The following is a 14,313-nucleotide window of genomic DNA, read 5'->3' on the forward strand; positions in this document are numbered from 1 at the left end:
TGATTCCACGAGAGAAGGGAACGGAAATGCTCACTCGACTCCGCACACTCGGGATCATCGTTGCGGTCATCGGAGTCCTGTTCCTGTTTGGGGGCGGTTACGCCTACATGCAGGTGCAAGCGGGATACGACTCGCTCCAGGCGTTCAGCGAAGCGCAGAATGTGACGCTGTCATACAACGACGATGGCCAACTCATCGATCGGGGTTCCACCGAGGGCGCCGAAGCGATCATGAAGGTCCTCGTCGAGGACTGGAACTACCCGGTTCGCGAGGCGGACTTCGACCCGAACGACCCGCTCGTCAACACCGCGACCGAGTACATGTACCAGATGGCCACAATCGGCTATCACACCTTGCATGGCACCCAGACAGTGGTGCTCGACGAGACCGTCGAATACAACGGCGAAACCTTCCCGGCTGGCAGCTATGAGGTTGTCATCCACGAAGTTGGGACCCCAGAACGCGTTGCGGCGGGTCTCGGCGGCTACTGGACCGACTTCGATCGCAGCCACCCGCTCGAGGGACCGGCTCGCAGCCAAGCATGGTCAGGAACCGCACATGCGCTCTACGGTGAGCTCGGCGTTGGGACCGTCACGGCATCCACGCTCCAGCTCGGCCTCGGCGTGACCGCCCTGCTGTTCGGACTCGGTTTGACCTTCGGGTTCATCGGGCTCGGCATGATCTGGGTCGCCCGCGGCAAGGACGATGTCGTCCCGGCGACCGTCCCCGAGGCCTGGGTTCCGCAGGACGCAACCGTCTAGCAGACCAGGTCCGCGACCAGGAGAGGGGCCCTTCCCGGGCCCCTTTCCTGTTGTTCGATCGAACTCTTTGGGAGCGCTACGGGTTCGCCAGCTCGTCGATGAGATCCCACAGCGCATCGATGTGCTCATGAGCGGTCCATGTCTGGCCGACCGAGACTCGGATGAAGGTGGTACCGTCGAGCTCAGATGGCGTCACCGCCACCCTGCCCGAGGCGTTGAGCGCGGCTGCGAGATCGGAAGTCGCCGCGTTCCCGTCCCGATGGGTGAAGCACACGAGGCCGAACGGGTGCGGTGCGAACAGGTCGAAACGGTCGTCTCCAACGATCCTCGCGGCAAGCGCGTCTGCCAAAGCGACATGGTTCCTTACCAACTGTTGGATTCCCTCCACCCCATAGCTGCGAAGCACCCACCACAGCTTCAGTGCCCGGAAACGGCGTCCAAGGGGCACATGCCAGTCCCGATAGTCGATCACCGCGCCTGATTCCGTCGCGGCATTGCGGAGGTAGGGAGGCAGGATCGAAAGTGTGTCGATCAACGGGGCCCGATCGGCGACCCACAGCACATTGCAGTCGAAGTTCACCATCATCCACTTGTGCGGATTGAAGGTGTAGCTGTCCACCTTGTCGACTCCTGCGATGTGGTGCCGGAACTCGTCGCACACCATCGCCGTCCCCGCATAGGCGGCATCGACATGGTGCCACAGTGCGTTGGCCTGTGCGATCGCTGCGATGCGGGCGATCGGATCGACCGCCGTCGTTGCGGTCGTCCCGACCGAGGAAACGACAGCGATGGGAAGCAGCCCGGCTTCGAGGTCCTCGTCGATCGCTGCGCTGAGGGCATCGGACCGAACGGCCCAATGCTCATCGACGGCAACACCGCGAGCATGACCGATCCCGGCAACCGTGCATCCCTTGACCACCGACGAGTGCGCCTGCGTCGATGCATACACAACCATGTTCTGCGCGCTGGCGCGTTCCCGGTTGCGGTGTCGGGCAACGACAAGTGCCGTGTGGGTCGAATCCGATGCACTCATCTGGATCACTCCCCCACCGGGCCCATCCGACCGCCACGCATCGGGGAGGCCCATCATGTCGATGAGCCAGTCGAGCACCTTCGATTCGATCTCGGTCGCCGCAGGGGAAGTGGACCACAACATGCCCTGCACGCCAAGGCCCGATGTCACCACCTCAGCGAGAACCGACGGTGGCGAAGTGTTCGCCGGGAAGTAGGCGAACCAGTTCGGTGACTGCCAGTGTGTGATGCCAGGAACCACGATGTCGTCGAGATCTGCGAGGAGCGCCTCGAACGGTTCGCCCTCCCGAGGTGGCGTGTCGGGAATCGATCGGGCCACGGCCCCGGGTTCGACCGTCGAGAACACGGGGCGTTCACCGACCGTCTCGAGATAGTCGGCAACCCAATCAATCGCTTCGTGCCCGTGACGGCGGAACTCCTCCCAGGTCATGTGGTCGGGCCCCATTCAGCCCTCCCCGTTCGAGCGCACCACTTCGAGGAGGTTTCTCACCATGAAGGCGGTCGCGCCCCAAAGGATGCCCTCGTCGAATTCGTAGAACCACAGCGGGTAGCCGAACCACGGCCTGATCGTCCACGAGTCCTCGTCGAGGAGCTCGGCAATCGTCGGTTCGATGACGACATCGACCTCTTTGGGATCAACAACGAAGTCGGTGGGACGCTCGATCCGCACCACGACCGGGACGATCGGCTTGTCACGATCCCTCGTCGTGACCGGGTCGAGTCCGCCGAATACCTCGATAATGTTCTCCGGTGGTAGACCGATCTCCTCCCACGCCTCTCTCGTGGCCGTCGAGATCGGTTCCTCACCACCTTCTCGATGTCCGCCGGGAAACACGACATCCCCGGGATGGGTCGGCATGTCGTCTGGACGCTTCGTCAGAACGATGCGGATGTCGTCGTTGGCATCGGCATATAGCGCAACGAGCACTGCCGCCTCCGATCCGGGTGGATCGACAACCGCGTTCAGGTTCCGAAACGACGACCACTTATCCATTGAGCGGAGCATATCCCGATAGGCTTTCCGCGATGGCGAACAAGGTCGACAGCAACCCCCGATACACGAAGCGCCTCATGCTTCGGCCGTTCCGCAGGCGGGACGCAAGTTCCTTCCACGAAGCCGTGGAGGCATCACGCACCGAGCTCCAGCCATGGCTCCCGTGGATCCACGGTTATGACCGGGGCTTCGCCCAGCGTTTCATCAGGGAATCGGTCGCCTCGTGGGCAGAGGGGCGGGCATTCGACTTCGCGATCAGGGCGATGCCGGACCTGGATCGACACCTCGGCAATGTCTCGATCTGGCCGACCTCGCATCAGAACCGCACCGGCGAGATCGGTTATTGGATCCGGTCCGGTGAGACCGGCCGCGGGTACGGTACCGAGGCGGCCGCGGTGGCACTCGGCGTCGGGTTCGAGGAACTCGGCATGCACAAACTGGTCCTTCGCATCGCCGTTGGCAACGCCGCATCGGAGCGAATGGCGGCCAAGCTCGGGTTCACCTACGAGGGCATCCTGCGTGACGAGGTCAAGATCGGCCCCACATGGGTGGATCACTCCAGCTGGTCCCTGCTCCACAACGAATGGGCACACCGACCCTCCGCACGCGGAGCCGAAGAGACCTACCTCTAGCTCTCCTCGGTGGCACACCGGCGAATTCCGGCGCATCGTGGGTCCCCTTGCATCCGCTACATTCCATCTCGTGGACTCCAAGGGAGATGATTCATGAGTTGGAAGAACACGGCACTGTGGGTGCTCCAGATCGGACTCGGCATCTACTTCGTCTTCGTCGGCATCATCCACTTTGTGGTGCCGGACGGGCTGCCAGGACCGATGGAATGGATGTACGAGCTCAGCGACACGATGCACGCGATCGTCGGCGTCGTCGAAATCCTCGGGGGTCTCGGGTTGATCCTCCCGAGCGTGACCCGCATCCGACCCGAGTTGACCGTGTACGCGGCGCTCGGCCTCATCACCGTCATGGTTGGCGCAATGGTGTGGCACGCAACCCGCTCCGAACCAACCTCGATCGCCCAGAATGTGCTCATCGCCGTCCTGCTTGGCATCATCGTCTACGGTCGCACGAGAGTCGCCCCGATCACCGCCAAGAGCTGAGGGCAAGAGCGGAGGGTGACCAGCTGGGGACGGCCACGAACGAAAACAAGGGAGGCCCTTTCGGGCCTCCCTTGTCACTTCTCGGTCGGAGGGACTAGAAGTCCATCCCTCCGCCGTGGTCATGGCCGCCCGGCATCGGAGGGGCATCCTCCTTCTTCTCTGCGACGAGCGCCTCGGTCGTGATCACCAGCGCCGCAATCGATGCGGCGTTCTGGAGGGTCGAACGGGTCACCTTCGCCGGATCGATGATGCCGGACTTGAGGAGATCCTCGTACTCGCCGGTCTGGGCGTTGAAGCCCACATTGCCGGAGTACTCGTTTTGCACCTTGTTCACGACAACGCCGCCCTCGTAGCCCGCGTTGACCGCGATCTGGCGGATCGGCGATTCGAGTGCACGCCGCACGATCTGACGGCCCGCCTTCCAGTCGTCGGACTTGCCGCGCAGCTTGTCCACGGCCGCCTGGCTGCGGAGCAGCGCAACACCGCCACCGGGGACGATGCCCTCTTCGACAGCGGCACGCGTCGCCTGAATGGCGTCCTCGATGCGATGCTTCTTCTCCTTGAGCTCGACCTCGGTTGCGGCACCGACCTTGATGACAGCAACACCGCCGCTGAGCTTCGCGAGACGCTCGGCGAGCTTCTCCCGATCCCAGTCGGAGTCCGAGTTCTCGATCTCCTGACGGATCTGCTTGACACGAGCCGCCACATCGGTGCTTGAGCCTGCACCTTCCACAATGGTCGTGTTGTCCTTGGTGACGACGACCTTGCGGGCCGTCCCCAGCATGTCGAGCGTGGTGCCGTCGAGCTTGAGCCCGACCTCTTCGGAGATGACCGTTGCACCCGTGAGGATGGCGATGTCCTGGAGCTGCGCCTTGCGACGCTCCCCGAACCCAGGGGCCTTGACGGCGACCGAGTTGAAGGTGCCGCGGATCTTGTTGACGACGAGGGTGGCGAGCGCCTCCCCTTCGACATCTTCAGCGATCAGGAGGACCGGCTTGCCGGTCTGCATCACCTTCTCAAGAACGGGGACAAGGTCCTGCACCGAGCCGACCTTCTGGTTCGCGACGAGGATGTATGGATCCTCGAGCACCGCCTCTTGGCGATCTGCGTCCGTGATGAAGTACGGCGAGATGTAGCCCTTGTCGAACTGCATCCCCTCGGTGAACTCAAGATCGACGCCGAAGGTCTGGCTGTCCTCGACGGTGATGACACCTTCGTTGCCGACCTTCCGCATGGCATCCGCGATGTTCTCACCGATCGTGTCATCGGCGGCCGAGTTCGCAGCGACATACGCGATGTCGTCACGATCGTCCGAGCTCACCTTCGTGGACAGGTTCGCGATCGATTCGACCACCGCGTTCACGGCCTCTTCGATGCCGCGGCGCATCTCCATCGGATTCGCTCCGGCCGCGACGAGGCGCAAGCCGTCCGTCACCATCGTCTGGGCGAGCACCGTTGCCGTTGTGGTTCCGTCACCCGCCACATCGTTGGTCTTGTTCGCGACTTCCTTCGCGAGCTGCGCGCCCATGTTCTCGAACGGGTCCTCGAGTTCGATCTCCTTTGCGATGGTGACACCATCGTTTGTGATCGTGGGAGAACCCCACTTCTTCTCGAGTACAACATTACGGCCCTTGGGGCCGAGGGTCACCCTGACGGTGTCCGCGAGCGTGTCGACTCCCTTTTGGAGACCCCTGCGGGCCTCATCGTTGAAATGGATCTCTTTGGCTGCCATCGTGACCTCCTAGCCCAGAATCGCGAGCACATCGCGGCTTGACAGGATCAGCAGGTCCTGGCCGTCGTGCTTGACTTCGGTGCCGCCATACTTCGAGTAGAAGACGACATCGCCAACCTTCACATCGACGGGAACGCGTTCTCCGTCCTTGAATTCCCCCGGTCCAACGGCGAGAACTTCACCCAGTTGGGGCTTCTCCTTTGCCGTGTCAGGGATGACGAGACCACCCGATGTGGTGACCTCTGCTTCGTCCTGGGGCTTGACCACGATGCGGTCGCCCAAAGGTGCCAGTTTCATCCGACTCTCTCCTTCGCCTCGAGTTAGCAGTCGGTGCTTACGAGTGCCAAGAATAGCAGTCTCCGGATCTGACTGCTAACCGAGCTTGCCGTGAATCTGCGCCCCGTCAGCTCAGGTTCCGAGCGAGTCGATGATGCCGACCACCGTGCCGCCGTCGGTGACAATGAGTCGGCGCCTCTGACCGATTCGGTGCAAGACGATGGTTTGGAGCGGCTCGTCCTTGGCGACGACATCGTCCGGGCCGATCTTCGTCATCAGCCGCGCGACCGATGTCGAGACCCACTGGGCCGGCGAGGCAGCATCGATCTCCTCGAATCCGATGATGCCAACGACGCGCCCATCGATCTCGACGGGTTCAGATCGCATTGCGGCGCCCATTCCGAACTCCTCAACCATCGTCGATATCTTCATCGATCCGGGTACCGCGGCCGCAACGGGGCGCATCACCGAACCCGCCGTTTGCCCTGCGTAGGCGGCGGCCATCTCCTCGCGTCGACCCGCCTGCCACGCCGTGGCGGCGAGGAACCAGCCCGCGATGACCCAGAACAGGCCGAAGGGTTCACGAAGGACGATCAAGATCAGGCCCACGGCCACAACTCCCCAGCCGGTGTATCGCCCGATCTGGGCGACTGTTCTCGTCGCCACAACGGCGTCGACACCGCGTGCCGACAGGAGCCCGCGTAGGACCCGGCCTCCGTCGAGGGGAAAGCCGGGAAACAGGTTGAAGACCCCGATGGCGAGGTTGCCGAGCGCGAGCGCGCGGGCGACCGCACCGATGCCTCCGGACGGTTCGATGAAATGAATGAGCCAGAAAAGGAACCCGAGGCCGATCGATGTGAGAGGGCCGGCCGCGGCGATTCGGAACTCGGTCATGGGGAGTGGTATCCCTTCGATCACCGAGTATCCGCCGTACATCATCAGCCTGATGCGCAGCACGCGAAGGCCGTTCCTGAAGGCCATGAAGGCATGGGCAAGTTCGTGGACCAGCACCGAAACGACCATCAGGACGGCAGCGAGGACGGCAAGCACGAGGGCCCGTTCATTCGAAGGAGTCAGGTCGCGTCCGATCAGGTCCATAAGGACCGCAGAACCGAACAACAGGGCGAAGACCGAGGCCGATGGGTCCGCCACGATGCGGATCCCCCTCACACTCCCAAGGAGGACCCCTCCGTTCATGTGCCGAGCCCGAGCCCGGGGTCGACATCGAGGTCGAACGAGTCGGGCTCGGCTCCGTCCGCGATCCGATCCACCCCGATGCACGCGATCATCGCGCCGTTGTCGGTACACAGGTGAGCGTCGGGCACGAACAGTCCAACACCACGGCGATCGGCTTCAGCGGCGAGTTTTTCGCGCAGTCTCCGGTTTGCGAGGACGCCACCGCCTGCCCCGATCGTCTCGACACCGGCTGCCTCAACGGCATTGAAGGTCTTGTCGACGAGCACATCGACGATCGCCTCTTGGATCGACGCCGACACATCGGGACGCGGGGGTAACTCACCCCGATCTTTCGCCTTCTCGAGATAGGTGATCACGGCGGTCTTGAGACCCGAGAAGGAAAAGTCGAACGGGCGGTCGCTGAGTGCCCGTGGGAAGTCGATCGCGTCGGGATCACCGTCGCTGGAATCGACATCGATTGCGGGGCCGCCGGGGAAGCCGAGCCCAATGAACCGTGCAAGCTTGTCAAACGCCTCGCCCGCCGCGTCATCGATGGTGCCCCCCATGATCTCGTAGTCACCCCATGCCCTGACATGGACGATCTGGCTGTGCCCGCCGCTCGCGAGCAGCACGACCGCGGGTGGCTGGTAGCCCTCGAACGACAGTCTCGGGGCGAACAGATGGCCCTCCATGTGATCGATACCGAACAAGGGCACACCGAGGGAGTAGGCGAGGGACTTGCCGTACGCGTATCCGACCGACAGAGCCCCGACAAGGCCGGGACCCCTCGTGGCGGACACGGCGTCGAGCTGCTCGGGGTGGACACCGGCACGGGTCAGCGCCTGATGGACGAGGGGCCGGATCGCCTCCACATGTGCCCGAGCGGCGACTTCGGGCACGACACCGCCGAAACGCGCGTGCTCATCGACCTGGCTCGCGAGCACGCTGCTGCGGATGGAACGACCTTCGAGTACGGCTACCCCCGTCTCGTCACAGCTCGTCTCGATCCCCAACACGAGAGGGCCGCTCATGCTGAGCCTCCACCCAGCTCGGCGCGAAGGTCCCCGATCAGGTCACCATATTCGGGCGTGTCGATGTCCGTCGCCCACATGACAAGGGCATCTTCGTCGGCGTAGTAGTTCTTCCGGCGCCCGACGGGATTGAACCCGAAGCGCTCATACAGGCCCTGGGCCGACCGATTCGAGACCCTGACCTCAAGCGTCAGGTGTCGAGCCCCGCGCCCCAGTGCCTCGTCGACGAGCGCAAGCATCAAGCGCACACCGAGGCGGGATCCGCGGTGCTCGGGCGCGACGGCAACCGTGGTGACATGGGCGTCCTCCTCGACGATCAACAAGCCCCCGTATCCGACGATACCCGGCGGTCCCTCGACGACGACATAGCTGCGGTTGTCGAGCGCGAGTTCGTCGAAAAAGACGCGTGGCGCCCACGGCGTCGGGTAGATCTCGGCTTCGAGACTCGCGACGGCCGGAATGTCCGCTCTGCTCATCGTACGGATCGTGAACTCAGGCATCGGGCCACGCACCCTCGGACCGAAAGGCCTGCCAGTTGATCTCGACATCGGGTTCGCGCATGTACACGGGTCGGATGTCGGCGGCAGACCGCAGGTTGTCGCGCTGCTGGTACAGGTCAGCGATCTCAAGGAGGGTCTCTGCTGACGGGTACCGTGGTCGACCTCTCCTGACCCGATGAAGTCCGGTCCATGTCTGGTCGGGAAGCACTTGCCAGTCGCCGACGACGAGCGAATCCCCCGCTTCGGACTCGAGGATCGCCTTGAAGTCCTCTGGATCCACCACCTCGGGCTCCCCGTCGGGAGCCACACCGCCTGGCAGCGGCCGGTACGGTGCCACCGCAACCTGGCCGCGGCGCATGTCGACGACGGGCCAGATGCGCCGATGTCCGGTCGCAGCACGAAGCGAGATCGCCGTCAGTGACGACACCGGAGCCATCTGCGCCCCGACCGCCGCCGCGAACGCCTGTGCTGTCGCAACCCCGGCCCTGAGCCCCGTATACGGCCCGGGACCGACATCGACTGCAACGAGGTCGATGTCGGAAGGGGTCCACCCCGCCTGCGAAAGGCAGAAATCGATCGCAGGCAGCAGGAACCCGACATGGCCCCTCGAATCGACATTGACCGCCTGACCGCGAAGATCGGCACCCTCGCCGATCGCTACCGACGATGCAGGGGTCGCGGATTCAATCGCAAGGATCCTCATGCCAGAACTCCCAGATCACGATCACACCAGGTCCCCGCAGGAACGAACGAGATCGTCCGCTGGTCGCCTTCCATTTCGAACGCAACCGTGAGTCTGCTCGACGGAAGGACCTCAGCAACAGCCTCTCCCCACTCGATCACGATCACGCCTCGATAGCCGCGATCGACGAGGGCGAGATCCTCGAATTCGCTGATCGAACCAAGCCGGTACACATCGACATGGATCATCGGAAGGAAACCCTCGTCGTAGGTCCGTGCGATCAGAAAAGTCGGGCTCGTGACCGGTTTCGTGATCCCGAGACCCTCGGCAATCCCTGCAACGAACAGTGTCTTGCCACATCCCAACCGGCCCGATAGAACCACAACATCGCCTGCCGTGAGGAGCGGGGCGAGCTTGCGACCGAGGGCCATCGTCTCGTCCGGGCGTGAGGTGATGACGGACATGGGCATCAGGGTGTGGCTCCGAACAGCCCGAGCTGCTCATCTCGGGAACGATCTCGGGAACGGGGGCGGTCCGGCTCGTGTGAACGGTCGCGGTCCGGTTGGTTCCCGAGCTTACCGTCGAGGAGTGCCCGCACGATCGCGATGTCGGAGCGGATGTTGTCGGTGACCGACCGTCCTCCGCGCAGAGCGGCGGCGGGATGGAAGGTCGGGACGAGATACCTGCCCCACCATGGATAGAAGCTCCCGCGCAGCTGCGTGATGCCCACCGTCGTCGGCATCAGGAGCTTCGAGGAGAAGTTTCCGAGGGTGATGACGACCTTCGGATCGACCAGCTCGATCTGGCGACGCAGATACGGTTTGCAGGCATCGATCTCCTCGGGTTTCGGGTCCCGGTTGTGTGGAGGTCTGCATTTGACGACATTGGCGATGTAGACATCGTCGCGTGCGATGTCGGCCTCGGCGAGCAGGTCGGTGAGGAGCTGACCTGAACGCCCGACGAACGGTTCCCCCTGTTCGTCCTCCTGCTGGCCCGGTCCCTCACCCACGACCATCACATCGGCATCGCCACGGCCGGCAGCAAACACGACATTGGTTCTTGTTGCGGACAGCGGGCAATCCGTGCAGTTTGCCGCGATCGAGGAGAGCTCGTCGAGGGTGGCGATGTGGGAGTAGTCGAGCGTCATGCGTGCTCCACCGCAAGTCGGATCGATTCGGCGACGCACCGAAACGCTGCCTCGGCGACCGCGTCGACATCCACCCCTCGGTCGAGGCCAGCCGATACGACGAACACCGTGTCGCCGTCGTAGCGAGTGTGAGCCGGGACGATTGTCGCACCGAGGGCGTCGTGAGCTCGGATGGCGACACGCCGCAACTCGTTGCGATCGATGATCCCCGCATCCGTCGCCACGACGACAAGTGTGGTGTTCTGCGCGGCGCCGAACGACAGGCGCGGTGCAAGGCCCGCTTCAGGGTTGCCTCGATCGTAGAGTGCTCCGTCGACCAGCCCACCAACGGCGTTGACGACGGCGAGGGCACCGACGGCGCATCGGTCGACGCCGATGGCGAACGAGCCGACACCGCCTTTGACGATGCCGTCAGTGCCATCCCACTTGTTGATCGTCGCGCCGGTACCGGCGCCGACGGAGCCCATTGCAACCGGTGCGTCGGTTCGGGCACGAAACGCTGCAGCGCCCTCGGGCGCGCCGGGACGGACGGTGGGATCGCCGATCATGAGGTCGAAGATGATCGCCGAGGGCACGATCGGAACCGGGCCGGCTGGGGTCGGGACGCCGCGTCCGAGAGCTGCGAGATCCTCGACGACGCCGTCTGCTGCCGCCAACCCGAAGGCCGAACCGCCCGAGAGCACGATCGCGTCGATCGGAATCGGCTTGGTGGCGTCACCCAGCACACCGATCTCCCGCGTTCCGGGACCGCCTCCTCGCACATCGACGACCCCGACATTCGGTGTGGGAAAGGTCACCACGGTGACCCCCGTCGACGCCTCGGTCATCGTGTGGTGGCCGACCCGAACACCGGGTATGGCCGTGATCGTGCGGTTATCCACGGTGGGTCCCACCGAGGTACCGTCTCGGGAGCCTCGGTCCGAAAGAGCAGATCACTTCGTAGTTGATAACGCCGAGGAGGTCGGCCCACTCCTCGGCTAGGATTGCGTCGCCTCCCTGGGCGCCGAGGAGAACGACCTCGTCTCCCCGCTCGATCGGGTCGCTTCCGACATCGACGATGATCATGTCCATCGTGACATTCCCGGCGTGCCGGTACCGGTTGCCGCCGATGAGCACAGATCCCGGCGCCGAGAGTTGTCTCGGTACGCCATCCGCGTAGCCGATCGGGACCGTAGCGACCCGACCCGCCTCCGGGAGCGCCCTGATCCTTCCATACGAAGGCCGCTCGCCGGCGTCGAGATCGAGGAGATACGCGACATGGCTGACGACCCGCATGGCGGGGCGGAGATCAACACCTCGCCCCGACCCCGGCGTTGGTCGCATGCCGTACAGGCCGAGACCGACACGGCACATGTCGTGGTGGGTCTCAGGGAAGTCGAGCGCGGCAGCGGTGTTTGCGGCATGGACGAGTTTCGGCTCGATGCCTTCGTCTGCCAACACCGCAACAAAATCGGTGAGTGCCGCGTTTTGGGTGATGGTGAAGTCGGGGTCTTCGTCCGAAACCGCGAAATGCGTGAAAACACCGGTGAGCTCGAGTCGGTGATCTGCATGCACCGCCCGCGCAAGTGCAATGGCTTCAGCCTTCCGAGCACCGACCCTGTGCATGCCCGTGTCGAGCTTCACATGGAGTGGGTACGGGGTGATTCCGAGCGCATCGGCTTCCGATGCGAGGCGTTCCACGAACTCCATCCGGTACGCCGTGGGCGTGAGCCCGTGCGTGACGATCTCGGCAGTGTCTGCCATCAGCGGCTCCGAGAGCACGAGGATCGGCTGATCGATGTCGGCCTCACGGAGCCGGACGCCCTCTTCGACAAGCGCGACGGCGAGCATCCGGGCACCTCCCCGTGTCACAGCTTCAGCGACGGGGACATCACCGTGACCGTATGCGTCTGCCTTGATGACCGCACACAGCGAGGCGGGGGCTATGCGCGATGCGATCTCACGAGCGTTGTGCTCGATCGCATCGAGATCGATCTCGATCCACGACGGACGCATACATCTCCGGAACCGGGAATGACAACGGTAGTCCAACGGCCGACATGGAACGACTGCGTCACGCCGTTGTGAAGGCCCCTACCGTCGGCCCAACGGCAGCGAGCAGCTCCGTTGCGGTCACGGTCCCGAGGTCCCGCGCGATCGATCCCGCCACACCATGGAGGTGAACGGCTGACACCACGGCGGACTCGAGGTTTCGCGAGGTGGCTGCGAACGCTGCGATCATGCCCGCGAGCACATCCCCCGATCCGATGGTTGCGAGTTCCGGTCCGCCAGCATCGTCGACGATCACGCGGCCGTGTGCCACGAGCGTCGGACTGCCCTTCGCTACGACGATCGCCCCGGTGGTGTCGGCAAGTCGGCGGACGGATTCGACACTCGGCGGCTCGCCGGCGAGCCGCTGGAACTCGCCGGCGTGGGGCGTGAGGATCGTGGCACCGTCCCGTTGACGAATCGGTTCTGGGTCCTCCAACGCGTTGAGTGCACCTGCATCAAGGATGAGCGGCCCATCGAATGTGGCGACGAGTGCCTCGACGAAAGAACGGGATGCGGGCTCGAGCCCCGGACCAACGACGAGAGCGTCGAATCGTCCAAGGCGTTCAAGGAGAGTCGCTGCATCCGAGGGAGTCGTGACCTCGTCGATGACCAATATCGGAATGTCGGGAGCCTGGGTTGCATAGGTCGTTGCCGTGGCGGGCGTCGCGATGAGATTCGACACTCCTGCGCCTGCGGCGAGGGCACTGCGCGCCGTGAGCAGGGCAGCGCCCGTGAGACCGGGCATCCCTCCCATGGTCGCGACCGCGCCAGCGGACCATTTGTGGGCGGTCCGGGGCCGGTAGGGGACGACGACATCGTGATCCTCCATGTGGACCATCGTGGGTTTGCCTCCTGACAGGCCGATGTCGACCACCCGCACCTCACCGCACAGGTCCGGTCCCCTGCCGAGGAGATGCCCAGGCTTGAGGGAGTGGAATGTGACGGTGATATCGGCGGAGAACACGACGCCGGACGCGCTGCCGGAGTCGCCATCGAGACCGGATGGGATGTCAACGGCAACGACCGGTGCGTCGAAGCCGGCCCATGGGGCGAGCTCAGGCTGAAGGTCACCCTGGAATCCCGTGCCGACAACGGCGTCGATGACGACATCGGTTCGCGGTGGTGTCGCCTGTGAGCCGACGGCAACGCCTGATCGGAGTGCGCGCTCGCGTGCCCGATGGACCGGTGTCCCTTCAGCCGGTTCGCCGAATGCGTGAACAGTGACCGCCGCGCCGCGTCGTGCGAGATGGGTCGCAGCCACATAGCCGTCTCCTCCGTTGTTCCCCTTGCCGCACAACACATCCACCCGAGCCCCGTAGCCCGCACCGAGATCGTGGGCGGCGAAAGCCACGGCGAACCCTGCCCGATCCATGAGACGGTCGACATCGAGGGAGGCCGCAGCGTCGACGCTCCGCATCTCGGCGACCGACAGGACCGGTCTCATGGTTGCGTTTCCCTGTGGTCACCCACGGCGACGACGAACACGAGTGCGGTCCCAGCGGTGTGGGTGATCGTGATCTTGAAGTCTCGCACGCCGAGCATGTCCGCACGAAGGGCCGCCTTGCCATGCACCTCCACGCGGGGAGGTCCGCCACCGGTGATCTCGACATCCGTCCACGGAATCCTCCGCCATCCGGTGAACATCGACTTCATCACCGCCTCCTTGCCAGCGAACCTCGCGGCGAGACGCTCGGATGGATCGCGGAAGCGGTGGGCGTACTGCCATTCCCCATCGGTGAAGCACCGGCGCCGGAACCGGTCGGCATCGCGAGCAAGCAACCGCCGTACGCGCGACACCTCCGCCAAATCCACACCGAGGCCAACGATCTCCATGCC

At 64.2% G+C, this 14,313-nt stretch carries 17 protein-coding genes; 3 read left to right on the forward strand and 14 right to left on the reverse strand.

The genetic code is table 11. The features are described 5' to 3' along the window. The first annotated feature begins 26 nt into the window (after positions 1–26). On the forward strand, positions 27–761 hold the full coding sequence (locus R2823_00340; GenBank protein ID MEZ5174643.1) for a hypothetical protein: 735 nt from the start codon (positions 27–29) through the stop codon (positions 759–761). 76 nt (positions 762–837) lie between these two features. Here R2823_00340 and R2823_00345 read toward each other — a convergent pair whose 3' ends face one another. Both R2823_00345 and R2823_00350 read right to left on the reverse strand, forming a co-directional pair. After that, positions 838–2,238 (reverse strand): pyridoxal-dependent decarboxylase, encoded by a 1,401-nt coding sequence (locus R2823_00345; GenBank protein ID MEZ5174644.1) that lies wholly within the window; start codon positions 2,236–2,238, stop codon positions 838–840. Then, complete coding sequence (locus tag R2823_00350) at positions 2,239–2,787, reverse strand: CoA pyrophosphatase (protein ID MEZ5174645.1); 549 nt, start codon at positions 2,785–2,787, stop codon at positions 2,239–2,241. It lies immediately after the preceding gene. A gap of 32 nt (positions 2,788–2,819) precedes the next feature. Between R2823_00350 and R2823_00355 the strand changes: the two genes are divergently transcribed. Then, positions 2,820–3,419, forward strand: a complete 600-nt coding sequence (locus tag R2823_00355) for a GNAT family protein (GenBank protein ID MEZ5174646.1) — start codon at positions 2,820–2,822, stop codon at positions 3,417–3,419. Between the two features lie 93 nt (positions 3,420–3,512). Then, positions 3,513–3,902, forward strand: coding sequence for a DoxX family protein (locus tag R2823_00360; protein MEZ5174647.1), 390 nt, complete (start codon positions 3,513–3,515; stop codon positions 3,900–3,902). Positions 3,903–3,996: 94 nt separating this feature from the next. Here R2823_00360 and groL read toward each other — a convergent pair whose 3' ends face one another. The 12 genes from groL to acpS all read right to left on the reverse strand — a co-directional run bounded on the left by groL (position 3,997) and on the right by acpS (position 14,310). After that, complete coding sequence (groL, locus tag R2823_00365; GenBank protein ID MEZ5174648.1) at positions 3,997–5,634, reverse strand: chaperonin GroEL; 1,638 nt, start codon at positions 5,632–5,634, stop codon at positions 3,997–3,999. Between the two features lie 9 nt (positions 5,635–5,643). Beyond that, positions 5,644–5,931, reverse strand: a complete 288-nt coding sequence (groES, locus tag R2823_00370; GenBank protein MEZ5174649.1) for a co-chaperone GroES — start codon at positions 5,929–5,931, stop codon at positions 5,644–5,646. Between the two features lie 111 nt (positions 5,932–6,042). Further along, the gene (locus tag R2823_00375) at positions 6,043–7,062 is read right to left on the reverse strand and encodes a M50 family metallopeptidase (protein MEZ5174650.1); all 1,020 of its coding nucleotides are present in this window, start codon (positions 7,060–7,062) and stop codon (positions 6,043–6,045) included. A gap of 41 nt (positions 7,063–7,103) precedes the next feature. Then, positions 7,104–8,117 carry a tRNA (adenosine(37)-N6)-threonylcarbamoyltransferase complex transferase subunit TsaD gene (gene tsaD, locus R2823_00380; GenBank protein MEZ5174651.1) on the reverse strand — a complete coding sequence of 338 codons (1,014 nt, stop codon included), beginning with the start codon at positions 8,115–8,117 and terminating at the stop codon, positions 7,104–7,106. Continuing rightward, positions 8,114–8,593, reverse strand: coding sequence for a ribosomal protein S18-alanine N-acetyltransferase (gene rimI / locus R2823_00385; GenBank protein MEZ5174652.1), 480 nt, complete (start codon positions 8,591–8,593; stop codon positions 8,114–8,116). The genes tsaD and rimI overlap by 4 nt, the downstream gene beginning before the upstream one ends. A gap of 16 nt (positions 8,594–8,609) precedes the next feature. Beyond that, positions 8,610–9,320, reverse strand: coding sequence for a tRNA (adenosine(37)-N6)-threonylcarbamoyltransferase complex dimerization subunit type 1 TsaB (tsaB, locus tag R2823_00390; protein MEZ5174653.1), 711 nt, complete (start codon positions 9,318–9,320; stop codon positions 8,610–8,612). Then, on the reverse strand, positions 9,317–9,763 hold the full coding sequence (gene tsaE / locus R2823_00395; protein ID MEZ5174654.1) for a tRNA (adenosine(37)-N6)-threonylcarbamoyltransferase complex ATPase subunit type 1 TsaE: 447 nt from the start codon (positions 9,761–9,763) through the stop codon (positions 9,317–9,319). Before tsaE ends, tsaB begins: the two co-directional genes overlap by 4 nt. A gap of 5 nt (positions 9,764–9,768) precedes the next feature. Continuing rightward, the gene (locus R2823_00400) at positions 9,769–10,446 is read right to left on the reverse strand and encodes a uracil-DNA glycosylase (GenBank protein ID MEZ5174655.1); all 678 of its coding nucleotides are present in this window, start codon (positions 10,444–10,446) and stop codon (positions 9,769–9,771) included. Further along, positions 10,443–11,327, reverse strand: a complete 885-nt coding sequence (locus tag R2823_00405) for a P1 family peptidase (protein ID MEZ5174656.1) — start codon at positions 11,325–11,327, stop codon at positions 10,443–10,445. The genes R2823_00400 and R2823_00405 overlap by 4 nt, the downstream gene beginning before the upstream one ends. Continuing rightward, positions 11,320–12,441, reverse strand: a complete 1,122-nt coding sequence (gene alr, locus R2823_00410; GenBank protein ID MEZ5174657.1) for an alanine racemase — start codon at positions 12,439–12,441, stop codon at positions 11,320–11,322. Before alr ends, R2823_00405 begins: the two co-directional genes overlap by 8 nt. Before the next feature lie 58 nt (positions 12,442–12,499). Continuing rightward, on the reverse strand, positions 12,500–13,921 hold the full coding sequence (locus R2823_00415) for an NAD(P)H-hydrate dehydratase (GenBank protein ID MEZ5174658.1): 1,422 nt from the start codon (positions 13,919–13,921) through the stop codon (positions 12,500–12,502). Further along, entirely contained in the window at positions 13,918–14,310 is a 393-nt protein-coding gene (acpS, locus tag R2823_00420) for a holo-ACP synthase (protein ID MEZ5174659.1), read from the reverse strand. Before acpS ends, R2823_00415 begins: the two co-directional genes overlap by 4 nt. Between the last annotated feature and the right edge of the window lie 3 nt (positions 14,311–14,313).

The sequence above is a fragment of the Acidimicrobiia bacterium genome, from assembly GCA_041393965.1.
GTDB lineage: Bacteria > Actinomycetota > Acidimicrobiia > Spongiisociales > UBA5794 > UBA5794.

What these genes read in the sequence shown, in the direction of transcription:
- R2823_00340 (MEZ5174643.1), top strand. Translation starts at nt 27, where the DNA reads ATGCTCACTCGACTCCGCACACTCGGGATCATCGTTGCGGTCATCGGA.
- R2823_00345 (MEZ5174644.1), bottom strand. Translation starts at nt 2,238, where the DNA reads ATGGGGCCCGACCACATGACCTGGGAGGAGTTCCGCCGTCACGGGCAC.
- R2823_00350 (MEZ5174645.1), bottom strand. Translation starts at nt 2,787, where the DNA reads ATGGATAAGTGGTCGTCGTTTCGGAACCTGAACGCGGTTGTCGATCCA.
- R2823_00355 (MEZ5174646.1), top strand. Translation starts at nt 2,820, where the DNA reads ATGGCGAACAAGGTCGACAGCAACCCCCGATACACGAAGCGCCTCATG.
- R2823_00360 (MEZ5174647.1), top strand. Translation starts at nt 3,513, where the DNA reads ATGAGTTGGAAGAACACGGCACTGTGGGTGCTCCAGATCGGACTCGGC.
- groL (MEZ5174648.1), bottom strand. Translation starts at nt 5,634, where the DNA reads ATGGCAGCCAAAGAGATCCATTTCAACGATGAGGCCCGCAGGGGTCTC.
- groES (MEZ5174649.1), bottom strand. Translation starts at nt 5,931, where the DNA reads ATGAAACTGGCACCTTTGGGCGACCGCATCGTGGTCAAGCCCCAGGAC.
- tsaD (MEZ5174651.1), bottom strand. Translation starts at nt 8,117, where the DNA reads ATGAGCGGCCCTCTCGTGTTGGGGATCGAGACGAGCTGTGACGAGACG.
- rimI (MEZ5174652.1), bottom strand. Translation starts at nt 8,593, where the DNA reads ATGAGCAGAGCGGACATTCCGGCCGTCGCGAGTCTCGAAGCCGAGATC.
- tsaB (MEZ5174653.1), bottom strand. Translation starts at nt 9,320, where the DNA reads ATGAGGATCCTTGCGATTGAATCCGCGACCCCTGCATCGTCGGTAGCG.
- tsaE (MEZ5174654.1), bottom strand. Translation starts at nt 9,763, where the DNA reads ATGTCCGTCATCACCTCACGCCCGGACGAGACGATGGCCCTCGGTCGC.
- R2823_00400 (MEZ5174655.1), bottom strand. Translation starts at nt 10,446, where the DNA reads ATGACGCTCGACTACTCCCACATCGCCACCCTCGACGAGCTCTCCTCG.
- alr (MEZ5174657.1), bottom strand. Translation starts at nt 12,441, where the DNA reads ATGCGTCCGTCGTGGATCGAGATCGATCTCGATGCGATCGAGCACAAC.
- R2823_00415 (MEZ5174658.1), bottom strand. Translation starts at nt 13,921, where the DNA reads ATGAGACCGGTCCTGTCGGTCGCCGAGATGCGGAGCGTCGACGCTGCG.
- acpS (MEZ5174659.1), bottom strand. Translation starts at nt 14,310, where the DNA reads ATGGAGATCGTTGGCCTCGGTGTGGATTTGGCGGAGGTGTCGCGCGTA.